15 protein-coding genes are annotated in these 23,403 nt (G+C 48.1%); 10 read left to right on the top strand and 5 right to left on the bottom strand.

Going from position 1 to position 23,403, the window contains the following annotated elements; all coding sequences use genetic code 11:
* Positions 1-34 precede the first annotated feature (34 nt).
* Positions 35-2,362 (top strand): AraC family transcriptional regulator, encoded by a 2,328-nt coding sequence (locus ACFQ0N_RS29445; RefSeq protein ID WP_379333196.1) that lies wholly within the window; start codon positions 35-37, stop codon positions 2,360-2,362.
* A gap of 44 nt (positions 2,363-2,406) precedes the next feature.
* Here the strand turns inward: ACFQ0N_RS29445 and ACFQ0N_RS29440 are convergent, their stop codons facing one another.
* Positions 2,407-3,306 carry a LysR substrate-binding domain-containing protein gene (locus ACFQ0N_RS29440; protein ID WP_379333194.1) on the bottom strand — a complete coding sequence of 300 codons (900 nt, stop codon included), beginning with the start codon at positions 3,304-3,306 and terminating at the stop codon, positions 2,407-2,409.
* 457 nt (positions 3,307-3,763) lie between these two features.
* On the opposite strand from ACFQ0N_RS29440, the gene ACFQ0N_RS29435 reads away from it, so the two are divergent.
* Positions 3,764-4,417 carry a pyridoxine/pyridoxamine 5'-phosphate oxidase gene (locus tag ACFQ0N_RS29435; protein ID WP_379333192.1) on the top strand — a complete coding sequence of 218 codons (654 nt, stop codon included), beginning with the start codon at positions 3,764-3,766 and terminating at the stop codon, positions 4,415-4,417.
* A gap of 532 nt (positions 4,418-4,949) precedes the next feature.
* Here the strand turns inward: ACFQ0N_RS29435 and ACFQ0N_RS29430 are convergent.
* Positions 4,950-6,455, bottom strand: coding sequence for a response regulator transcription factor (locus ACFQ0N_RS29430; RefSeq protein ID WP_379333190.1), 1,506 nt, complete (start codon positions 6,453-6,455; stop codon positions 4,950-4,952).
* On the bottom strand, positions 6,452-8,188 hold the full coding sequence (locus tag ACFQ0N_RS29425; RefSeq protein WP_379333188.1) for a cache domain-containing sensor histidine kinase: 1,737 nt from the start codon (positions 8,186-8,188) through the stop codon (positions 6,452-6,454). Before ACFQ0N_RS29425 ends, ACFQ0N_RS29430 begins: the two co-directional genes overlap by 4 nt.
* Positions 8,189-8,375: 187 nt before the next feature.
* Between ACFQ0N_RS29425 and ACFQ0N_RS29420 the strand changes: the two genes are divergently transcribed.
* The 7 genes from ACFQ0N_RS29420 (at position 8,376) to ACFQ0N_RS29390 (ending at position 18,995) form a co-directional block, all read left to right on the top strand.
* Positions 8,376-9,698: an ABC transporter substrate-binding protein gene (locus tag ACFQ0N_RS29420; protein ID WP_379333186.1), complete on the top strand. Its 1,323-nt coding sequence runs from the start codon at positions 8,376-8,378 to the stop codon at positions 9,696-9,698.
* 183 nt (positions 9,699-9,881) lie between these two features.
* Entirely contained in the window at positions 9,882-10,721 is an 840-nt protein-coding gene (locus tag ACFQ0N_RS29415; RefSeq protein ID WP_379333243.1) for a carbohydrate ABC transporter permease, read from the top strand.
* Positions 10,718-11,527, top strand: a complete 810-nt coding sequence (locus ACFQ0N_RS29410) for a carbohydrate ABC transporter permease (RefSeq protein ID WP_379333183.1) — start codon at positions 10,718-10,720, stop codon at positions 11,525-11,527. Before ACFQ0N_RS29415 ends, ACFQ0N_RS29410 begins: the two co-directional genes overlap by 4 nt.
* Before the next feature lie 41 nt (positions 11,528-11,568).
* Entirely contained in the window at positions 11,569-16,263 is a 4,695-nt protein-coding gene (locus ACFQ0N_RS29405; protein WP_379333181.1) for an S-layer homology domain-containing protein, read from the top strand.
* A gap of 761 nt (positions 16,264-17,024) precedes the next feature.
* Positions 17,025-17,825 carry a helix-turn-helix transcriptional regulator gene (locus tag ACFQ0N_RS29400; protein ID WP_379333179.1) on the top strand — a complete coding sequence of 267 codons (801 nt, stop codon included), beginning with the start codon at positions 17,025-17,027 and terminating at the stop codon, positions 17,823-17,825.
* A complete protein-coding gene (locus ACFQ0N_RS29395; RefSeq protein WP_379333177.1) occupies positions 17,822-18,505 on the top strand; it encodes a phytanoyl-CoA dioxygenase family protein in 684 nt (227 codons plus the stop codon). Before ACFQ0N_RS29400 ends, ACFQ0N_RS29395 begins: the two co-directional genes overlap by 4 nt.
* 172 nt (positions 18,506-18,677) lie before the next feature.
* Positions 18,678-18,995 (top strand): YtxH domain-containing protein, encoded by a 318-nt coding sequence (locus ACFQ0N_RS29390; protein ID WP_379333175.1) that lies wholly within the window; start codon positions 18,678-18,680, stop codon positions 18,993-18,995.
* A gap of 154 nt (positions 18,996-19,149) precedes the next feature.
* Here the strand turns inward: ACFQ0N_RS29390 and ACFQ0N_RS29385 are convergent, their stop codons facing one another.
* Both ACFQ0N_RS29385 and ACFQ0N_RS29380 read right to left on the bottom strand, forming a co-directional pair.
* Positions 19,150-19,923, bottom strand: coding sequence for a sigma-70 family RNA polymerase sigma factor (locus ACFQ0N_RS29385; RefSeq protein WP_379333172.1), 774 nt, complete (start codon positions 19,921-19,923; stop codon positions 19,150-19,152).
* A 129-nt stretch (positions 19,924-20,052) separates the two neighbouring features.
* On the bottom strand, positions 20,053-20,508 hold the full coding sequence (locus tag ACFQ0N_RS29380) for a DUF948 domain-containing protein (protein ID WP_379333170.1): 456 nt from the start codon (positions 20,506-20,508) through the stop codon (positions 20,053-20,055).
* A 113-nt stretch (positions 20,509-20,621) separates the two neighbouring features.
* Between ACFQ0N_RS29380 and ACFQ0N_RS29375 the strand changes: the two genes are divergently transcribed.
* Positions 20,622-23,381 (top strand): response regulator, encoded by a 2,760-nt coding sequence (locus ACFQ0N_RS29375; RefSeq protein WP_379333168.1) that lies wholly within the window; start codon positions 20,622-20,624, stop codon positions 23,379-23,381.
* Positions 23,382-23,403 lie beyond the last annotated feature (22 nt).

Genomic DNA, 23,403 nt, shown 5'->3' with positions numbered 1-23,403 from the left:
AATGTGAAAGCGTCAGATTCGTGGGGGGCATCAGATGGTCAAATGGAGAAAAAACAGCATTTTGTACGTATGGCTGCGATCCTATGCTTTAGTCTTGCTTATTCCTGTCGTTATGACGGGAATTGTCTATGTACAGACGAATAAAGTTATCGAGGATGAAATTAATAGTGCAAACTCCTCATTGTTAAGGCAGCTTCAAGAGGAGATTGATTCTCAGATTGAACATGTTCAACGAATGCGTGAGGCTATCGCTTTTAATGCACGAGTTCGTAAATTGCTGTTTGTTCCGCAGGAGCCTGGCGCAGATCATCGTTTGGCTATGGTGCAGGCCTTTGCAGATTTTCGCACCTATAGCAGTACCAATCGTTATATCGATAACTTCTTTATTTATTTCCGCAATGGCAACTTTATTTTGGATGATCGATCTTATTATAAGCCTGAATTATATTACGAGTTGTATATAGAGAAGACTGGTGCTAGTTATGAAGAATGGCTAGCATTTCTTGAGGATCAGCACCGTGGAGCATTTGTAAATGGACAGGACATTGGCATGAAGCAGGAGAAGGGCGATATATTGCTCTCTCAATCGCTTCCGATTGAAAATACAGGCAGCAGATTGGCTACATTGGTCATTTATATGAACAAGGAGCGCTTGCAGACATCACTCCGCAATATTCAGTCCTATAACAAAGGCGACGTCTACATTATAGATGGCGATAATCGAATTTTGGCTTCTTCTGGCGATGCTATGCCGATGCTGCCGCTAAATTTTCAATTGACCGAGCATTATGGCGTCACAGAGGATAAGTCTGGCAATCAGGACGTCGTTGTATCTTATATTAAGTCGGCGCTTACAGATTGGGCGTATGTCTATTCTCTTCCATCAGGCGTATACAGAGAGAAAGTGGAGTATGTAAGAGATCTTAGTATTCTTATGGTCATTATTGCCCTTGTGCTTGGAGCTGCAACAGCTATCTATACGGCCCGCCGGAACTATAATCCCATTAAACAAATAGTAAATACACTAGCTGTAAAGTCGAAGTTGGAGCCAGTGCGAGCGGGCAATGAAATTCACTACATCGGGGAATCTCTGGAACAGGCGCTAGATCAGAATATAGAGATGAACAGAGTGATTGAACAGCAAAATGTCTTTTTACGCTCCAATCTAATAGTTAGATTGCTTAAAGGCAGATTGGAGAGTAACTATCCGCTTGAGGAAGCACTTGCTGAATATCGGCTTAATATGGGTTTAGGACCTTATGCAGTCATGCTGTTCTACATAGAAGATTTTAATGGTTTATTACGAGACGAGGAGCTTGATCCTGAGAAAAACCTACGTTTTGTTCATTTGATTATTTCTAATATTGTTGAGGAAATGATCGGCAAGCATCATCGCGGTTGGGTATCAGAGGTTGATGAAATGCTGGCCTGTGTTGTGAACTTTATGCCAAATACAGAGCCGCTCAAAGCCAAAGAGTATTTACTTCAACTGGCGGAGGAAGCAAGAGCATTTATTGGACAGCGGTTTCAAATTGAATTTACTTGCGCGCTAAGCGCTGTGCATCCTTCTATCCAGTCGATCCCGGCAGCTTATCGTGAAACGCTTGAGGCCATGGAGTATCGTATGCTCATGGGGAGCAGCACGACCATTGACTATGAAAGCATTCAGGTGCAGGGCAACGGCTATGTCTATCCGCTGGAGATGGAGCAGCAGTTAATTAATCATATTAAGTCGGGGAATTATGAGAAGGCCAAGTCTATAATGGATGAGGTTATTGAAACTAATTTGCAGGAGGGCTTATTATCGGCAGATTTGGCTCACTGCTTTATGTTCGATATGATCAGTACGATGATGAAGGCTTCTATGGAAGCTGTTTCAGCGCAGTCTGAGCTTTATGAGGAGAATCGAAAAGCAGTACAAGCCATACTTCAGGAACAGACTATAGGAGATATGAGGCATCGCATGACACTGTTCTTGCAGCAGGTATGCAGCCATGTAAATGCGCGCAAGAAAAGCCATAACGTCAAGCTGATTGACGATTTGCTTGCATACATTGGTGAGCATTATAGCGATCCTAATGTTTCGGTAGCAGGCTTGTCTGAGCACTTCAATTTACATCCGTCCTATTTATCGCGATTTTTCAAGGAGCAAATAGGAGACAACCTATCGGATTATTTGAACCGGTACCGGATGCAGCAGGCTAAGCGCCTATTAATGGAAGAAGAAGTTGTTATTAAGGCGGTTAGTGAGGCAGTCGGTATATTTAGTATTAGTACCTTTATTCGTTTATTTAAGAAGTATGAAGGCGTTACGCCAGGTGTCTATCGCGAAATGAATAAAAAGGCAGCATCATCGGAGTAGTAGAGAGGCTTCTTGCAGGTTTTCGAACCTGGCGGGAAGCCTTTTTACTGTTTTGGCCAGCGATTTTGGCGAATGAGCTGAATGAAGTTAGCCGCGGCGGCTGACAAGGGCTCTTCTTTGCGGGTGAAGATAGAGATGATATTCTGCATATCAACACCTTCCACATACACGCGGCAAAGCTCTCCCCGTTCGATATGGTCGCGCACGACCAAGGCAGAGACGAAGCTGGCCCCGTAACCGGCAATTACAGCTTTCATCGTCTCATGCAGCCCGTTGAATTGCAGCGTAATTTTGGGAGAGTGAACATTATGCGTGCGGCAGAGCGCCATCAGTCTTTGACGGGTCGAGCTGCCTTCCTCACGCATGACGAACGGATTTTCCATCATTTCCGGCAAGGAGACCCGCTGATTCGCCATGCGGTGATTGGGTGCCACAACAAACCATAATTCGTCCCGGAACAGCTCCTCCGACTGAATGATATCCGGATATTTCTCCGGCAAGCCGCCATAAATGGCCAGATCGACTTCCATATTCAAGAGCTGGTGCAGGGCGTCATGGGAATTCGTCGTATAGATCATCATTTCCACTTGTTCATATTGCTGTTTAAACTTTGCGATCCAGGCCGGGATGAGATAATGAGCGGGCAAATAGGTGGCAGACAGTCGAATATGACCGGCTGTTCCATTGCGATGCTCTTGGAGAAACTGTTCCATTTGCTGCTCGATCATAAAAAGCCGCTTGGCGTAGCTGGCCAATTTTTCGCCGCCGTCAGTTAAGGCGATTCCTCTTCCTTGCGGTCTGAACAAAGGGAGGGACAGCTCTTTTTCAAATTTTTTAATTTGCGCTGTGATGGCCGGTTGGCTGATGTTTAAGATTTCCGCAGCCCGGGTCACACTTCCGCTCGTCGCGATCACATGAAATAGACGTAATGCATGCAAATTCATTTCCGCTGCCTCCCTGAACGATTCTTGACTTTAATAGACTAGCCTTTGACAGTTCATCCTTGGTCTTGGCCAGCTAAATGTAATTCCTACAGCTAGTTTTTGGCATTATCCGCTAGACAAGTGGTCTAAATGGAAAACCTGCTGTTAGAAGTGGGGATAGAGTTAGATGGGCACGATTTGGACCGAACTAGCTGTATGATTTCCAGTAAGATTACCCAAAATCGTCTGATCTGGCTTATTTACCTGCATAAAATCCAGTTAACTAAAACGCTGTTTGGACCGCATAGCCCTTATCTGCGAACATATCAGCCAAAACGGCAAGCCGCGGGCCATGGTTCTACTAATGGCTTTTAATCCATATAAAAAATATATTAAAAAGCTACAAGGATATATTTTATTTATAATTATACTTCAAATACAATGAGGGCAGGCGAAAAAATAAGATCTGGAGGACGTTATGGAGCAAATTCGAAATCAACTTAGAGCGATCAAGTCGCTTGCCGGTCCGTTTCCATCATTTCATGTTGAGGAAGCTAGTGAGCGGCCTTATGAACTTTTTCTGGAATGGCTCGGGGGAGCCATCGAACATGGTGTGCATGAGCCTCATGCGATGACGCTGTCTACGATCGATCATGACGGTACTCCGGATGCACGGGTGCTTATTTTAAAGGATGTCGACGAGCGGGGCTGGTATTTTGCGTCGAGTCTGGAGAGCCGTAAGGGCCAACAGATTGCGTGCAATCCCGGGGTCGCTTTAACTTTTTATTGGCCGGGATTGGGGAGGCAAATCAGAATACGCGGCAAGGCGGTCTCGATGGCGGAGGAGCTTAGCGCCCAAGATTTTTTAAATCGGGGAGCGGTTGCTCGGGCGATCGCCTTGATCGGCAAGCAAAGCGCTATTTTAGACAAGAGAGAGGACTTTGAGGAAGCTTTTGAGCAGCAAATGAATCGCATCAGTCAAACGCCGGATGTAGTTGCTCCTTCATGGACTTTATATCGAGTCGAAGCGCAGGAAGTGGAGTTTTGGCAGGGGAATGAAGAGCGCAAGCATAAGAGATTGAGATATCGTCTGGATGGGGAGAAATGGATCAAAAATTTATTATGGGCGTAATATGGTTTACCCCACCCCCACCCCCAACCTCGTCCCTCAGCCACATGCACAGCAAATTCAATTTGATATAATACCAATATTTGGGATATTCAGAAGCGGGCAACTGTGATGATCCGTTATTGGCTCAAGACACAACGATTCTATATGAAAAATCATACAGAATGGACCTTAGGGCAGGCGAAATCGATGAATGTGTATGAAAAATCATACAGAATTGATCATTTTGTGCTAATTCTGACGATTCTATATGAAAAATCATACAGAATTGACCTTAGAGCAGGCGAAATCGCTGATTCTGTATGAAGAATCATGTAGAATTGTGGGTTTTCGCCGCGATTTGCGGCCGATAACGGATCTACGGTCCGCGAGCCAGCCGTTTTCACGCGTTTGTTCTCACATAACAGATCCCTGGTCCGCTCCGCTCATGCTCATCGCGGATCAAGGGCGAGGGGATAATGATGAAATGGGCCCGACTCGGATCGAGCAACGAAAAAAGTGTCATGGATCGTTTAAAACAGATCCATGACGCTTTTCAGCTTTCTATACGCTCCCTGATTTCTGACGGGTAACAGCCGAAATGCTCCGTAAACAACTTGGTAAAATGCCGTGTGCTGTAATAGCCGACTGCTTCTGCAACCTCCGCCACCTTTAGATGGGGATTGTTTAGCAGCAGTTCTTTTGCCTTCAGCATTCTCGTTTCCGTCAAATATTTGATAAAGGTGCTGCCGTGCTTTTTATGAAACAGCGAGCTCAAATAATTGGGTGTTACTTGGAAGCTTTCGGCGATTTGCTTCATGCCAATATCATGCATATAGTTTTGGTCGACGTAGGCAATCACCTGCTGAATCAAATCCTTCGGCATGCTGTCGTCCTTTGTGCGCGGAGCGGCGGCAAGCATTTGGTCGCCGTGCGCCTGGAGCGCTTTGAACCATTTCTCGTCCGGCTCCTGCATGGGCAGCGAGATGCCAAGCGTGCAGGACAAAAAGGTACCGATATGCTGCCGGATTGCCGGATCGGCCAAGAGCGGCCCGTTCCGTTCTTTTTCAAGCAGAGCGACGGCTTTCGTATAACCGGCATAATCTCTGGCGCGATACAGCTGGCACAGACCGTCCAGGCATGCGCAGATCCGCGCCAAATGAATGTCATTGGCTTTATTCAGCAGCTCATGCAAAGCATACATGCCTTTCAGCGGCTGAACGGCGCGAAGGGCTGCCGCCTGGTGCAGCCGCTCCAGCTGCTTCATAAAGTCTTCAAATCCTGAGGATGCCTCTAGTTGGACGGCGGTAATGGCATAAGGAGCTTTCGCGCCGGCTTCGAGCCATTGCTGAAGATGCTTGGCGATCTGCTGCCGCAGCTCGGCTGCTTGAGGCTGGTACCTGGGCTGCCATGCCCATACGATGGCCAGGCGGCCCTCTTCAACAGCAATTGCGAAGATATGCGCATCTGCAGATAACAGATGGCTGCGAACCAGGCTGTGCAGCTGTTCAAGCAGCTGCCGGTGCAGCTCGTTTGCCTCTTGGGGCGAAAGCGCATGGTCTGCGAAGCATACAATGCCTGCAAAATGCAGCCCGCCCAGAAGATGCGACGGTTCATAGCCGCCTGCGCGCCTGCCTTGTAACGATGAAATAAAGGCATTCTCAAGGCGGCTGCTGCGTTCGAGGATCTGCTGGCGATGCTGCTCGCATATCTGGCTAAGGCTGTCCCGCAGCTCTTCCAGACTAACCGGTTTCAGCAAATAGTTGCTTGCGCCAAGGAGCAGGGCTTCCTTGGCATATTGAAATTCCGAATAGCCGCTCAGAATGACCCACTTTGTATCGGGGGAAGCAGCTTTCGCCCGAGCGATCGCCTCAAGCCCGTTCAGCCTTGGCATGCGTATATCGATAAAGACGAGATCGGGACGGTGCTCCTCAACAAAGCGGACCGTCTCTTCGCCGTTTCTAGTTTCGCCGATTACTTGCACAGCCATATCAAGCTCTTCGATCATGCTTTTCAGGCCAGCTCTTACCAGGCTCTCGTCATCCGCTAATAAAATGTTCATAGCTGCTTTGCTCCCTTTGGAATCATGATGATTACGCGTGTACCCGAGCCGGGTATGCTTTGTACGTTCAATACGGCATCCGGATAGACCAACTGCAGCCTTGCCCTGACATTGGAAATGCCAATATGGGATTGAGGCGGCTGGGCCAAAGTGTCGAAGCCTACGCCATCATCGCGGATTTCAATGCAAACGAATGCTTCTCCGTGACGTACAGCTTCGAATGCCAGCACCTGAATTTCATTGTCCTTGTCGTCAGGCTCGATTCCGTGAATGATGGCATTTTCCAGGATCGGTTGAAAGAGCAGCTTGGGGATGCCGAAATCTGCTACATGATCGTCATGATTAATGACGATTGTCAGTTTATCCTGAAAGCGGAGCTGCTGCAATACTGCATACTTGGTTAAAAACAAAAATTCATGTTTTATATCGGTCCATTGATTTTCCTCAAGAATATAGCGAAGCATGCCGCTAAGGGACAAAATGGCCTCCTCCAGCTGCTTCTTCTCCCCGATGCGATTCAAGCCGATAAAGCCGTTTAATGTATTGTACAGAAAATGGGGCTGGATTTGCGACTGCAGCGCCCGATACTCCGCATTCCGCTGCGCCAGCGTCGCCTTATATTCCCGGTTGATTAATTCATCCAGCTGCACAATCATTTTATTGAGCGACTGGCCGAGATAAGACAGCTCATCGGACCCGGACAGCTCATATCTGGCTTGCAAATTGCCTTTCTTCACCTTGTTCATCACGTCGTTCATTTGCTTCACGGGCTTGACGACCCATTGTGAAAAGTAGAGAAAGACGAAGAAGGTAACGATAAGCCCGCCGACGGAAATCAAAACAGCGGTTATGTACACCCATCTTACTTTGTTTTGGATTTCCTTATTGGATAAAAAGACGGTCATCGTCCAATTGGCCGGCTGGATGGTCTGGGAGACGGTGACATAGCCGCTGTCTTCAGCCTTCAAAGGTGCATCGCTTTTCAACTGCCTGAGCATACTCGCCGATAACGGCTTATTGGCATAGATCAGGTTTTGATATTCATCCACAATCGCGACAACCGAGCTCACATTAAACTCGATATCCTTCGTCATTTTTTCCAGCAAATTGGTGTCGGCATCGGCCAAAATAACGGCGAGCGGCTGCCCGGATTCCGGATTTTTAATGAGCCGGGACACAGAGAATACTTGCGGCGTCGTCTGGTTGGTCAAGTAGTTTTGCGGGTGCGGGCTAATAAAAGCTACTTTGCCGTCCTGCTCGACCGCTTTTTTGTACCACTGCTCATTGTGGAATTTGAAGTCAGGCATAAGTCCGATTGTGTTATTTTTAGTTGTCAAATAAGCTTTTCCGTTCATCGTAATAATTAACGTGCTCAAAATATCCTTGCGCGTGTTGATCAAGTAGTTGGGCAGTGTGCCCTTCAGCGCGCGATCGGTTTGTAATTTTGTGTATGCGCTTGCAATGTCGTACAAGTTGTCTGCTCTAATTTTTAACGCTTGAATGACATTATCGTTCAAATAAGGAGTAGCTGTAAGCCGCTCCAAATCGTCCAGATAGGTCTCAATATTGCCGGCCAAGGCATGCAAGGTGCCTTCGGTCAATTTCTCGGTGTCTTTGGTCAGGACATGCTGAGAATAGAAAGGGAGGGCAAAGGCCAGGATGACGAACGGAGTCACAATCGTCAGCGCATACACGATTGTCAGCTTGGAACGTAGCGAGTTGAACAGCTTCATACGTACAGCTGCGCCTCCTTCATTTTAACGTATATCTTAGGATAGGTACAGAAGGCAGACGAAGTCAATACGAAAATGCATAGTGTAGAAATGAGCTGAGCCACTGTAGTTTTGTGACATATGAAAGCGCAATCAGGCATGGTAACCTAGATATTGTGAAAAGTTCGCATGACGAGGGGGATATGGAGTGAGAAAAAATAATTGGTTCAAGCTGCTGAGCGTATCTGCACTGGCTTGCATGCTGGCGGCTTGCGGAACGGCAAACACTGGAGGCAATGGGGATGCCGGAAAGGCGTCCGGCGAGAACGCAGGCGGTCAAAATGGCAAGCAAGGCGGCGACGGGAAAGTAACATTGACGGTGATGACTAATGTAGTCGGTGAGCCGGCAAAAGTGCTGCAGGATATTGCCAACAAGTTTATGGATGAAAACCCGGACATTAAAGTTGATTTCAGCGCTCCAGGCTCGGAATACGAGAACATTATGAAAATGAAAATGGCCTCCAATGAGCTGCCTGACGTATTCGCAACGCATGGCTGGGCCAAGGTGCGCTACGGACAATATTTGGCTGATCTGAAGGACGAGGAGTGGGCCGCCAAGCTGGATGAAGCCATTAAGCCTGCCGTTACGGATGAGCAGGGCAAAGTGTATGTGCTGCCGATGGATCAGGATAAGAGCGGTCCGGTGTACAATGCGGCCGTGCTGGAGAAATTCGGAATTGATGTGCCAATGACGTGGGATGACATGTTGAAGGCTGCGGAAGAAATCAAGACGAAAAGCAATGGCGAGGTGACGCCATTCCATGTCGGCGGGGCGGATTCCTGGCCGATCGGGCAATTTTTCGATTTCTACGCTACATCGCTGTTCGTAAGCCCGGAGAAAAATGATGCCGAGCAGCTGCTCGACGGCAGCTTTGACTGGAACAAATTCGACGTATTGCCGCAAATGTTTCTTGATCTACAGCAAAAAGGCTACTTGAATAAGGATGTGCTGACAGCCAAATATAGCGATTCTGCAAAAGCTTTTGCGGAAGGAAAGGCTGCGTTCGGCGTGTACGGCCCATATCTGATTGAAGAAGCAATGAAGATTAACCCGGATTTGAAAGCAGGCTTGATGCCGATCCAAGCTGTGGCAGCCGGCGATACGCCTACTTTGGCGGGCGGAGAGAAGACAACATGGGGCGTGTGGAAGGATACACCTAACAGCGAAGCGGCCCGGAAGTTTGTCGCATACTTCGCCAAGCCTGAAAATGTCAGCCTCGTTGCGGCATCCAATGCGCTCCCTCCGGGTCTTGCCGGAGTCGATACAGATGCCGGCAGCTTGACGGCTGATTATGAGAAGTATAAAGATTTGCGCGTATTCCCTTATTTCGACCGCGTCTATTTGCCGAACGGCATGTGGGATGTCATGTGCAAGAATGGCCAGGATATGCTGGCTGGCGTCATTACGCCGCGCGAGTATTCGGAAAATATGAAGCAGGAATATGAGAGACTGAGAGCGGCAAGCAAGTAGGATGATGCGTGCCCTGCTGGCCGAATGCGGAGCGGCAGGGCGCTTTTTTACCTTAGAGAGAGAAGCGCATAACTGATAGGAGACGTCAGACAAAGACAAGGAGGAGAGACTGTGCCGAGAAGACCCCAAGTGAAATCAAATGCGATTGCCAGGTGGTTTAAGTCTGCCGGAGTACTTAACTTTATGTATCTTCCGGCATTGCTGCTATTTTCGGTTTTTATTTTCTATCCGCTCGTGCAGGGGGTGAAAATATCATTTACGAATTGGGACGGATACTCCCAGCAGTACACTTGGGTTGGATTTGAGAAGTATAAGCTTATGTTTTCAGACAAAAAGGTCATTCAGACGATCAAAAACACGTTTATTTACGGCCTCGGAAGTACGATTTTACAAAATCTGCTGGGCCTGGCCTATGCGCTGTTTCTGGACCAGAAGCTGCGGGGCAAAGGCTTTGTGCGCACGATCGTCTATCTTCCGGTCATCATCAGTCCGTTAATTATGGGCTATATCAGCTATTTTTTCTTTCAATATGACGGCGGCGCTTTAAATGACCTGATGCTGCTGTTCGGCAAGGATGCAGTGGATTGGCTGTCCAACGGGCCGCGTGCGGTCTGGCTCATCACCTTTGTCAACACGTACCAGTACATGGGGATTGCGATGATTATCTTTTTGGCCGGATTGCAATCGATTTCAAAATCGTATTATGAAGCGGCGAGCATTGACGGCGCGGGCTGGTGGTTCCGCTTTAAAAGCATTACGCTGCCGCTGCTCATGCCGTCGATTACGATTAATATCGTGCTCAACATTATCGGGGGCTTGAAATTGTTCGATGTGATTGTGGCGATGACCAATGGCGGTCCGGGGTATGCCTCGCAATCGCTGTCGACGATGATGTACAATCTCTATTTTGCCCGTCAGGATGCGGGGTACGCTGCTGCGCTCGGCAATCTGATGTTTGCGATCATTTGCGTCATTAGCATGACTGCGCTCGTACTGCTGCGCCGGAAGGAAGTGGATCAGTGAGAAAGCCGGTTAATTATATCATAGCGTTGCTCATTATCATCATTCACTTGATCCCGTTTTACATTTTATTCAATATGTCCTTCAAGCCGCTGGAGGATACAAGCAGCAAATGGCTTCCTTCCGCGTCGATGTACTTGGATAATTTCACGAATGCCTGGAAGGATGCGCAGCTTGGGCAAGCGGTATGGAACAATATCGTCATCACGTTTGCTGCCGTATGTCTGGTGGTGCTGATCGGTGCGTGCGCAGCCTATCCGCTGTCGCGTCATCAAACCCGCTGGAACCGGTTCGTGTATATGCTGTGCATTTCCTGTTTGATTGTACCGGCTTTAACGATTCTGGTACCGCTGTACAAATTTATTGTCGATATTGGCGGCATCAACTCGTATTGGGCGATCATTTTGACGCAAGTGACGTTCTCGCTGCCGATGACGATCTTTTTGTTCACAGGCTTCGTCAGCACAGTGCCAAGGGAGCTCGATGAAGCGGGGCTCATTGACGGCTGCAGCCGCTACGGCATTTTCCTGAAAATCATATTGCCGCTATTAAAACCGATCACGGCGACTGTCATTATATTGATCGGGGTTCAAGTGTGGAACGATTATCAATTTTCGGTCTTTTTCTTGCAAAAGAAAGCGATGATGACGATCCCGGTTACCCTTTCGGGCTTTATCTCACAATTCCACAGCAATGTTAACTGGGTGGCTGCAGGATGCTTCATCGGGATGATGCCGCTCGTAGCAGTCTACCTGTTCCTGCAGAAGTATTTTGTGAAAGGCATGGTTGACGGAGCGGTTAAAGGGTAATTGAACACTCATTTATCATCATTCATTAGGGGAGGCTCACTATGCGTATCAGAAAAACAGGCTCGGTCGTCGCGGCAATATGTCTGGCATTTTCTTTGGTGCTGCAGCTTTTTACGGCTGGCGGCGGAATTGCGCTGGCTTCGGGGGATGGGAATGGAGCAGCGGCTGCGGCAGCAGATTCCCCCAATCTTGTCTTGAATCCGGACTTTGAGGCCGGCAAGGAGCACTGGGTATTCAGCCCGGAGGATCAGGCAGGCGTCGCCACCAATAATCCGTACAAAGGAACGACCCATTCCTGGATCGATAAGGGCGGCGGCTCCATTTCGCAAACCGTTACGATTCCTGCTTCAGGGACGTATAGGCTGTCAGCTCATGTCATGAATGTATCGCAGGGCGGTTCCTTATCGATTGAGGGCTACACGACTACTTTTTCTAACTTCGGGCAATACAGCCTGGTTGAGTTGACTGATCTTCACTTCAAGGCAGGACAGGAAGTAACGATTTTGTTCCAGAGCGGTCCTAACGGCTGGCTGAACATTGATGAAGTATCCTTGATTGCAACAGAATTGAACCAGCTAGCAGAAGTTCAGTTGAATGGGAAGGCTGCTGAGGGCTACAACCCGTTTCTTCTTGAAAATATAATCGGAGTGCCTGCGGACACCGCAGAGCCGCCGGTCATTCAAGCCTTGCTGGAAGCATGGGCAGAGGATGCGGGCGCGGAGCTAAGCTACGAGCAGGCTCAGGCTGTACCGGGCGAGGCCAAAATCCATGTGACGCTAAACGGGGAAGTCACGACACATACGATCAAGTTTGCTTACAAAAACAGCGACAGCAAGCTTGAGTCCGTTGAACTGTCTGCGACCGTACGCGAGCTGCCGCTTGACGGGCCGACACAGCTAATCGCTACAGGTACACTGGAGGATGGCAGTACAATCGATCTGCTGAATGATCCGTTCACAAAAGTACAATTTAACGCACCGAAGGAAAGGTTTATTATTGGTGAGAACGGCCAGGCCAGAGCCGGCACCTACGACGTCGGCGACGTGAAGGTCGAAATGAAGGCCGAGCGCGATGGCCGCACCTTTAGTGATACCATGACGATTACGATTAAGCCTGAGGCGGCTTATCCGTATTTCAGAGATTATACGAAGACGCTGACGATGAAGCTGTATTTGGGCCAAAACGGCGCCGTTATGCTGAACCTGGAGGAAGCGCTTGAAGCGATCAAAAAAATGGATAACATGACCCGCGGCATTCCGAAGATCGTTTATTTGGTCGGCTGGCAGCATGACGGCCACGATTCCAAATATCCGGACTGGAATACAGTCAATCCGCGGCTCAAGCGCGAACAAGACGCGACAGCGCTGGACAGCCTGAAATGGCTGATGGACGAAGCTGTCAAGTACAATACGACTGTCAGCTTGCATATTAATATGACAGACGCCTACGAGGATAGCCCGCAGTGGGATGAGTTTATGGAGAAGGATCTCATTCGCCGGGAAGCGAATGGCGACCTGATGAAGGGCGGCCTGTGGGTCAGCGGCCAAAGCTATCGCATTAATTTGACGAGAAGCTGGGAAGCGGGCGTCCTCCAGCGCAATATCGATAATTTGCTGGAGATGCTGCCGCAGCTGAAGCGGGGCGGTACGATTCATATCGATGCTTTTGTAACGCACACGGTACCGGGCGAGCCAAACCCGGATGCGTACTCCGACCCGTACCATAAAACAACGTATCGTCAAGACACGGAAACACAGAAAAAAATTATGCGATACTGGCATGACAAAGGCCTGGATTTCACAAGCGAATATTTCTTGCTGTATCGCGGCGATCCACTCTACGGGCTGCAGCCGATGGCTTGGTGGGCGGACTGGCGTTCAATGGATGCGCAGATGAAGCTGCCTGCAAAAGTAGCAGTAGGCGGCAGAGGCGGCAATGAACTGCTCGGTGTTAGTATGCACGGCGAAGATATTGTGATGAAGGATAAAAAAGATTTGACCGGATTTTTGGCTGAATTCAGCACGACAACACTGGTGTGGCAATATTTGAACCAGTTTGACCGCATCGCCTATGATTCGGCGGCGAATGCTGTAACCTTCTCGGACAACGTAAGAAGCGCCAAGGTTGGCGACAAGCTTACCGTCACGCAAGGAGAGGTGATCATTGCAGACGGTACCGACGTGTTTGTACCGGAGATGTGGCGCGAGGACGGCGCCAGGGAAATTATGGCGTTTAGTAAGCAGGGCTATACGGACAGAAGCTGGAAGCTGCCTGCGGACTGGAGCGATGTAACGGCTGTCCAGCTGTACCAGGTTGGCATGGGCTTGCCAAGATTGGTGAACAAAGATTTGGCTGTCGTTGACGGTCAAGTGACCCTTTCGCTTGAAGCGGGCGGGGCCGTATATATAGTTCCGGCCGGTTCCGATCCGGTGCTGGACCCGATTCAGGAGCTTGCAGCATCGATTGATAAAGTAACCGCGCCGGAGAAGAATGCGTTCAAATTGAAGCTGCCGGAAGTTCCGGAGGGCTACAGCATTCGCATCTTGTCTTCCTCCCGTCCGGACGTGATCGATTTGAAGGGCAGAATTTTACCGCCTGCGGCAGACACGGAAGTAGCGCTCGTATTTGAGCTCAAGCGTCTTGCCGACGGCGTTACGTCCAATACGGCGGCCATTAAAGTGATGGTGCCCGAGGGGACGATCAAAAATCTGAAGCAGGTTTATAGTCCGGCCGACGCCGTATTGACAGGCCTCAGCAAACTGGTGAGCGAAGCTGCGTTTATGACGGGCAGCAAGGTCGGGTTTGTAGGCGGACTGGGAGACAATAACAATACCGCTACCTTCCAAAATGTTGAAGTGCCGGGAGACGGGCTGTACGATTTGCAGCTTGAATATGCCACGGCCCAGCCAAGGTCAGTTTTTGTTTCCATCAATGATGAGCCCGGAATTGAATTGCCGTTAACAGGAACAAGCTGGCAGCAGATTCAATTCGAGACGATTCAAGTGGAATTGAAAAAAGGGATGAACAGCATTAAGCTGTATAATCCGAGCGGCTACGCTCCCGATATGGGCGCCATTACAGTAAGCTCGATCAGCCCGCAAACTATTGCTGATGCAATTGCTGAAATTCCGGCACCGGCCAAACAGGATAAGCAATTAACGCTGCCGACCGTTCCGGCAGGATTTACGGTAGCCGTGAAATCGTCGAGTGATGAAGCGATCATTAAGCCGGACGGCAGTATCGCTGCGCCAAAAGCGGATACGACCGTACGCGTTATTCTTGAAGTAACGCGCAATTACGACGGGGCGAGAGCAGAAACAGAAGCGTTGGCTGTGCTGGTGCCGGGCGTGCCCGACGAGCCTGGTGCTGTAGAAATTACGGGCCTAGCTCCGGTTGACGTAGAGACGGTTGTCAGCAAAGCGCCTGTACTGCCGGCCAAAGTGAAAGCGACGTATGCTGACGAAACGACGGCCGATGTAGCTGTGAAGTGGGATGCCGTCGCTCCAAGCCAGTATGCTCAGGCTGGCACCTTTAAGGTGAATGGCACGGTTGACGGTACAACGATTAAAGCTGTAGCCACTGTAACGGTGAAAGCTGTGGATGAGCCAGGTGGGCCTGGTGCTGTAGAAATTACAGGCCTGGCTCCGGTTGACGTAGAGACGGTTGTCGGCAAAGCGCCTGTATTGCCGGCAAAAGTGAAGGCGACGTATGCTGACAAAACGACGGCCGATGTGGCTGTGAAGTGGGATGCCGTCGCTCCAAGCCAGTATGCTCAGGCTGGCACCTTTAAGGTGAATGGCACGGTTGACGGTACAGCGATTAAAGCGGTAGCCGCTGTGACGGTGAAAGCTGTGGATCAGCCGGGCAATGGGAACGGAGAAAATCCAGGTCCAGGCTCGGGTAATGGCAATGAAAATGGAAATGGTTCTAATCCGGGCACCACTGAGCCGCCGGTAGTGAAACCGGAGCCGGAAGTTAAGCCGGAGCAATCGATTATCGAGCTTGCGTTTAAACCGACACCGGAGCAGCTGCAAACACCTGGCGTTGTAACGGTTTTGAAGGTCAATAAAGACGGCACGAAGACACCGGTCATCTTCAGCCATTATGATCCGGCAGCGGGGATTGTAAAGGTTAAAGGATCGAAGGAAGATGTCTATGAGGTTGTGTATACGCCGAAGAAGTTTAGCGACTTGACTAAGCATGCGTGGGCAGAAGAAGCGATCGAGACATTGGCTGCGAGCGGCGTCGTTAAAGGTGTGTCGAAGGATCAATTTGCTCCGCAGCAAGTGATTAAGCGTGCCGATCTGGTCGTCCTGCTTGTGCGGATGTTCAACCTGACAGCTGAGGCCGACTCCAACTTCGCAGATGTAAGCCCGACTGCTTACTATTATAAGGAGCTTGCGGTTGCGAAAAAGCTGGGACTCGTGAAAGGCGTATCGGAGACAGAATTCAAGCCTGAGGCAGAAGTGACGCGCGAGCAAATGATGGTAATGATCGAACGCGTTCTGCGCCAGATGAAGCTGGCTGCTGCTCCAGGGAATGCAACTGGTCTAGACGGGTTTACAGATGCCGGGCAAGTAGCTGGATATGCGAAAAATAGTGCAGCGGCGCTTGTAGAAGCAGGATTAATAACAGGCAGCGGCAGCAAGCTGCTTCCGCAAAAAGCGACAACCCGCGCAGAGGCTGCAGCCATGCTGTCCCGCATCATTGCTCTGACTCTGACGCAAACAAACTAACCATTGGGACCCCGCACGTTATTCCTTTACGGGATAACGTGCGGGGTATTTTTGTATGGGGGGAGGCGAGGTATGACGCGAAATGGTTGCACAAACTGTAGGTCTGTTGATTTACCACAATATGGGTCATGTAAGATTAAAGAAACGTGCAGAATAGCTCTATTTGGCTGGGGGCTTATTATATTGGCCGACTAAATGGATTTTCTACAGTTCGTTTTTTGTTTTGTTCGCTAGATAGTTGGACTAGATGGAAAACCTACAGTTAGAATGGGAGATAGAGATGGATAGACTCGATTTGGCCCGAACTAGCTGGATGATTTCCAGTTAGACTGCAAAAATTATCTATTTTGAGTATTCTACCTGCATAAAGTCCAGTTAGTTGTGGGGAAGGGAAGTCAAGCACAGATTTTAAGGTTGAGCCCCATGTATTACTTTTTCTGGATAATCATCAGACGTGACAAACTGCAACTTTTGAGGGGGCGTTCACCGGACGGTGGCGGGTGGCAGGTGGTGCTGAGAATGTTAGGGGAAGAATGCCCGACCGGAGACCCCTTATCTCGAAATGCGCATCCCAGACACAAAGAAGCGTACGGCATGCATGTTCAGAAAGCGATATTTGCGTTATTTTAAAATATAAGAAAGTATAAGTTTTACCTTATACTTGGCTTATATTTCTAAGGGAAGAAACTTGCTGCGCCTCAAGGACGGCGTCAGCCGTTTCTTCTTGTAAGTGAAGGAGCAAGCGATTGGAGGCAAGGAGCATGGACGCAGGCGGTCAATGTCCGGTATTTGCGGTAAAGGAATGCTATGCGGGAACGATCGTTAACGCTCCCGGCGTCACCTATGGGCCCAGGCTGCAAAGCGAACTGCAGCTGGTACTGCTGCATTCGGGCGCGATGACAATTACCATTGACGATGCGGTAACGGAGCTTGCGCCTGGCCATATGTTTTTGATTTTGCCCGGACAGCAGGTGCATATTGCATTCGCTGTTCTGGAAGAAACCTGGCATCGCTGGATTACGGTATTCGAGTATGATATCGATCATGAGGTGTTGGAGCAATTGCGCGGACTGCCGAATAAGCTGCCGACCTCCGAACTGATGAATCAGCTGCTTGATGCGCTTCTCGGACTGCAAAGACGAGGGATGCCGGGAAGCGGCGATGTGCTCAATACGCTCGCACTGGCTGTGTTCCAGCAATATGCAGCGGAGTGCCGGAATGATGCGGCGGCGCTTGCGGTTCATCCTGCGGTTACGCTTGTACGGATGATTATTCAGGAACGTTTTCACGAGGAATTGGCATTGGCCGACTTGGCCGCTGGCGGGAATGTATCGGTAAGCCAGCTGGTACGTCTTTTTCGTCAGCATAAAGGGATGACGCCGATGCAATTTTTATGGCAGTACCGCATGGAGCGCGGCGTAGAGCTGCTGCGGACAACGGGGCTGACAGTCGGAGAGATTGCCGAACGCTGCGGCTTTAAGTCCTCCTATCATTTTGCCCGGATCGTTAAAGCTGGCAAGGGGCGTACGCCTACAGACATTCAGAGAGGAAGATTGCAATGACGTCAACGTATAAAGAGCAATTTGATCGCGACGGTTATGTTGTCATGAAAAATCTGTTTTCCGATCATGAGGCGGTCAGGCTCAAAGAAGAGGCCGGCAAGGTGCTGCAGGAGAAAGGAGTTGGCAAGGAAGGCGTCTATGTCGGCATGGCTGCGGCCAGCCCGGTATTTGCGGCAGCAGCGGCGAAGCGGGAGCTGGTGACCGTTCTGCGGGAACTTATCGGGGAGAAGGTTGTGTTTTTGAGCGATAAAATTGTGTTCAAAAACGCAAGCACCGATTTTGGCTCCCCGTGGCATCAGGATTATCCTTATTGGGAGGGCAGTCATAAATATTCGGTGTGGATTGCGTTGGATGATGCCAATCCCGATAATGGATGCCTGAGAGTCGTACCCGGATCGCATCTGTTAGGTGATGTGCGCCATAGCGGCGATACTTCGGACGGTTTAGGGTTCGGCAATCGATTAAGTCAGGACAATATTGATGAATCACAGGTAGTCGACTTAGCTGCTTCACAGGGAGATGCGATTATTTTCCATGATTTTCTTTTTCACGCTTCTTATCCCAATACATCGGGGAAAGATAGATGGGCCTTAATTTCCACCTATAAGGACGGCGCACAAGAAGACCCGGCGTACAGTTGGGCTATAGCGGCGTTTACCGTGACCGGCTCAGGCATTTGAAAATAGGAATCGAAAGAGACGTTTATAATACACCTTCCTAATTAGCATCGGAACCCAAAAACATGGGGCGATGATAGTAGGAAGGTGTATTTTTTCTCTGCAATTATGTTTTCGATAACCTGTTTCAAAGCTGGCCAGCTTGGTTAAATGTAAAGTAAGAAGTGGATTCATTATGAATAAAAAGGAGAGATTTCAAATGCCAAATGAAACAAAAAGCAGCGGATTATTGCTTGGGACAGTAATTGGAGGCACAGTCGGTGTGATCGCTACACTATTATTAGCCCCTAAGTCAGGCGCGCAAATGCGGGGGGAACTCTTAAATAAATATCAATCTCTTTGCAGCAAGACGAAAGACATTGCATCAAGGGTTGGAAATACGACAAAGGAAGTCGTTGAAAGCGTCAAGGAGGAGGCAAGCAGTCTTGCCGAGCATGCGAAGAAATCGAATCAAAGTATTAAAGATTCCTTCAATGCCTCCGATGATAAATAAATCACGGTTCAACTACTTCGTGTACAGCGAGGTTCCGGCGCTGAGCTGCCCGCAGAGGGGCTCGGCGCCGTTTTTGCCTTTTGCCCAACCACGCAAACACGCAGAATAGCCCCATAAGCTACTATTGCATTTCACTTATGAGGCTGCTCTCTATCTATTCATCTAAACGGTCTTCAGCTAACAGCGCTTTCAGCTTCTGAAATGCCCGTTTCTGAATACGGGAAACACTCATTTGCGAAACACCAAGCTGCCGCGCGATACTGCGCTGCGACTGGTCGTTATGATAGCTGAGCTTGAGCACATTACGCTCTGCTTCATTCAGCTTGCCCAGCGCGTCCTCCAGATCAAGCCGCAGCTCAAGCTCCCTGTAATCATCCACCCTCGACTCGATTAAATCACCGACAGTAGCATTATCGCTATCAGTGGATATAGGTGCGTCCAGTGAAACATATTGCAAGGAATCACGGGAAGAAAGAATTTCAATCGTTTCTTCTACAGTAAGCTCTAGATAAGCAGCGATTTCATCTACACCCGGAGATCGCTGGAGCGTGACCGTTAACTGGTCGATTGCTTTCTGGATCAGCAGCCCCTTCTCTTTCATTCTCCGAGGTACTTGGATATACCAGGATTTATCGCGTAAATAGTTTTTTAGATAGCCGATCAAGTTTTTCATCGCATAGCCTTCAAATGGAATTGCCCGTGTAAAGTCATATTGCTTAAATAATTTAAGCATGGACATTTGGGCGACCTGGAATAGATCTTCGAATAAATCAGGTCTGCTTCGAGACATATTAACGGCAGCCATGCGAATAAGCGGTTTATAATGATTTAGCAGCTTTGTTGCGCTCTCATTACATTCATGCTCTTTATAGCGATTCATCAAAGCGATGGTTTGTTCTTCAGTAAGACAGGAGGATTTGTTGTTCATAACCGTTCCTCTCTTCCACCCGTTCTCTTCGTTAAAATAATTTCAGTACCCGGGTCTGTACGAACTTCGACATGATCCATTAAGGCTTGGATCATTCTTCTCTATAGTTTCTCTATTATAATCTATAAACTATAATCGATTTATTTTTTTCCAAATGCGCAAAGAAGAAATGACAGCATCGATTATTGCAACTGATATGCCGTCCTTCGGTTTAACAGCTTGATCATCCTCACTATGAGCGGACTGGCGGTGCTTCTGCTCCATAGATGCGGCGAGCTGTTTAGCAGAGTGTTTGGCAGCATCTGTAAACGCATGGACGGCTTGTCCAATGTCGTTAACAACTGTAAAAACAACATTTAATGAGTTCAACTTTTTTCTGATGTCCATCGTCATGGCATTGGTATTATGAATGGCCTCTTTCATATCCTCTGAAATCGTAGAGATATCGGTTCGAACTTGTCCAATCATTAACCGCATTTCTTCAATTGCCGCTCTCAACACCTTCATCGTTTGCCAAATGGCGTACATGAGGATAAAAACCGCAATTGCGATAACGATCATACCGGCTTGGATAAATAGATCCATTATGTATCACATCCTCTTTTAAACTAATTACCCGCAATGCCCTATTTTGAAACAACAGATTTTTCATTAATGTTATAATTAGACAATGGTGCAAATAAGAAAAGGAGGCCACGATGTTAAGAGATATGAGATTTAATATTCGAATGAAAATTGCCATTGGCTATGTCCTCGTCATATGTTGCCTAAGTGTGTCGATTGTAATTGTTACCGGCCGGATTTCAGCTCTGCAGAATGAAATAGAAACGATTACTAGCAGCGATATTGAAATTCATAACTTAATTGCCTCTATTCGCAATGCTACATTAAGCATGGAAACTGGACAGCGTGGTTATCTGCTAACCGGTGACGAGGCTTATCTGGAGCCGTATACCAACGGAAAATCACAATGGGAAGCCAAATATAATAGCTTGTCTGCGTATATTTCCAACGATCTGAGCGCACAAAGTGAGCTGGAAGAAATTAAAGTCTATATTCAGACCTGGATCAACAAGGTTGCCGAGCCGGCAATTTTATTGAAAAAACAAAATAAATCGGCGGAGTTATCCCAGTTGTATAATCATGATTTAGGCAAACAAAATTTCGATGATTTACGCAATAAATTTGAATCCTTGCATACGAAAGAAATCCAATCTACTAAAGAACATATGAGTGATCTTGCTAATAAAAACCGGTTATTGACGATCGGGATTTATATCATGCTGCTTGTCGTTGCGGTCATTGGTCTATCGATCGTTGCATTTGTTTCAGGTTCTATTGTAAAAACGATAAGACAAGTTGTTAGAGCGATTACCGATATTGCCTCAGCAGGAGGTGATATCATGACTCGAATTAAAGTAAACTCCAGAGATGAGATTAGAGATTTGGGAGAGGCTACCAATGAGCTGCTGACAAGCTTAGAAGCGAAAAATTGGATCCAAGCCAAGGTAGCGGAGGTCGCTACGATGAGCCAAGGGATTAATGATCTTACAACATTGGGTGAATCCTTTTTAGCCAAAGTCGCACCTATGATTAATGCGACTTACGGTGTGTTTTATATCCGAAAAGAAACAGGCACGCAGCAAAGATTAGTCAACATTGCCTCTTATGCCGGGCTGGATGAGCAAGAAAGCGCAGGCAAAGCCGCATTTGTTATGGGGGAGGGGCTCGTTGGCCAAAGTGCGCTTGAGAACCGGATCTTTCTTTTGAATGGGCTTCAAGATCATCCGGCCATGATTACAGCGGGCATCGGGCAAATTCAGCCGCAAAGCATTCTAATCGTACCGATTGAATATGAGAACAAGGTGGAGGCTGTTGTAGAATTCGCTTCACTTGAATCATTTACCTCTCAGCATCTGAAGCTGCTTGAAGAAATCGAGGTTGATTTCGGAATTGCTGTCAATAATGTTGCCGGCCGGATGGAAGTGGAAAGGCTGCTTAGCGAATCGCAAGTGCTGACAGAGGAGCTTCAATCTCAGACAGAGGAACTGCAAGCTCAATCGGAACAGCTGCAAATGCAGCAAGAAGAAATGTGGATGACTACGAAGCATCTTGAGGAACAGAATTCAATTGCCGTCCAGAAAACAAAAGAGCTAGAGAAGGCAAAGGAGGAGCTGGAGGCATATTCGGCCAAGCTAAAGCAAAGCTCACAGTACAAAACGAATTTTTTGGCCAATATGTCGCATGAGCTGAGAACGCCTTTAAACAGTATTCTAATTCTTTCCCAGATGCTGGCTGACAATGAAAATCGCACATTGAATGAGGATGAAACCGGGTACGCTAAAGTGATTCATTCGTCTGGGAATGATTTGCTCAAGCTGATTAATGATATCCTCGATCTTTCTAAAATTGAAGCGGGAAAAATTATTTTAACGATCGATGAAGTCAATTTAACAGAGCTTCCAGCGTTTTTTCAACATACCTTTGAACCCATAGCTGAAAGTAAAGGCATTCAATTCAGGATCGAAACCAGTCCCCAGCTTCCATTAATTTGGCGTACTGACGGACAACGATTGCAGCAAATAATCAAAAATTTGTTGTCCAATGCCTTTAAATTTATAAAAGAGGGTTCAGTAGTGCTGTCGCTTGAGCCTGCAGACCAGTCTATCGTACAGCAGCTGTTGCCGATGTATCCCAATGAGCAGATGATGGCGATTTCGGTGCGTGATACTGGTATCGGCATTCCGCCGGATAAGCAGCAGTTAGTATTTGAAGCTTTCCAGCAAGCAGATGGAGAGACGAATCGCGAGTATGGCGGAACAGGACTTGGATTATCGATATGTAATGAGTTTGCAAAATTGTTAGGCGGGAAAATTATGCTGGATAGTACACCTGGTGCAGGAAGTACATTTACCCTTTACTTGCCAAATTTGACGGAATCGAGAGTAGAATTGATTACGAAAGGCATGGAGGAGGCAGCCGCGGCGGCAGATTCACAAGTCGTCATAATCGCCAATCATGAAGAGGAGAATGAAGCGGACGGTTCGCAACAGTCGGACAACGAGGATGCTTTGTTTATAGGCAAGAGAGTTCTTATCGTCGAAGATGACGCCCGCAACGTATTTGCATTAGTGAAAGCGCTGGAAAGAAAAGGGGTGCAAGCGGCGGTAGCGGGGAATGGCTGGCAGTGTATGGAGGTATTGCAAAAGGAAGACGGCTTCGATCTCATCTTGATGGATATTATGATGCCGCTTATGGATGGATTTGAGGCTATACGGGCAATACGGAAAACTCCAGCGCTCAAAAATATACCGATAATCGCTCTTACGGCCAAGGCGATGAAAAGCGACCGGGATCGCTGTCTGGAAGCCGGCGCTTCTGACTACATTAGCAAGCCGATCAATATGGAGCAATTATTTTCCTTAATGCGGGTGTGGCTGACAAAGCAGGTGAAATGAAGTGGAATACATCGAAATTACA

It is taken from the genome of Paenibacillus sp. GCM10027626 (assembly GCF_042676285.1).
GTDB lineage: Bacteria > Bacillota > Bacilli > Paenibacillales > Paenibacillaceae > Paenibacillus_Z.
Note: the sequence above shows the minus strand (reverse complement) of the source record. Positions and strands in the feature narration are given on the sequence as shown.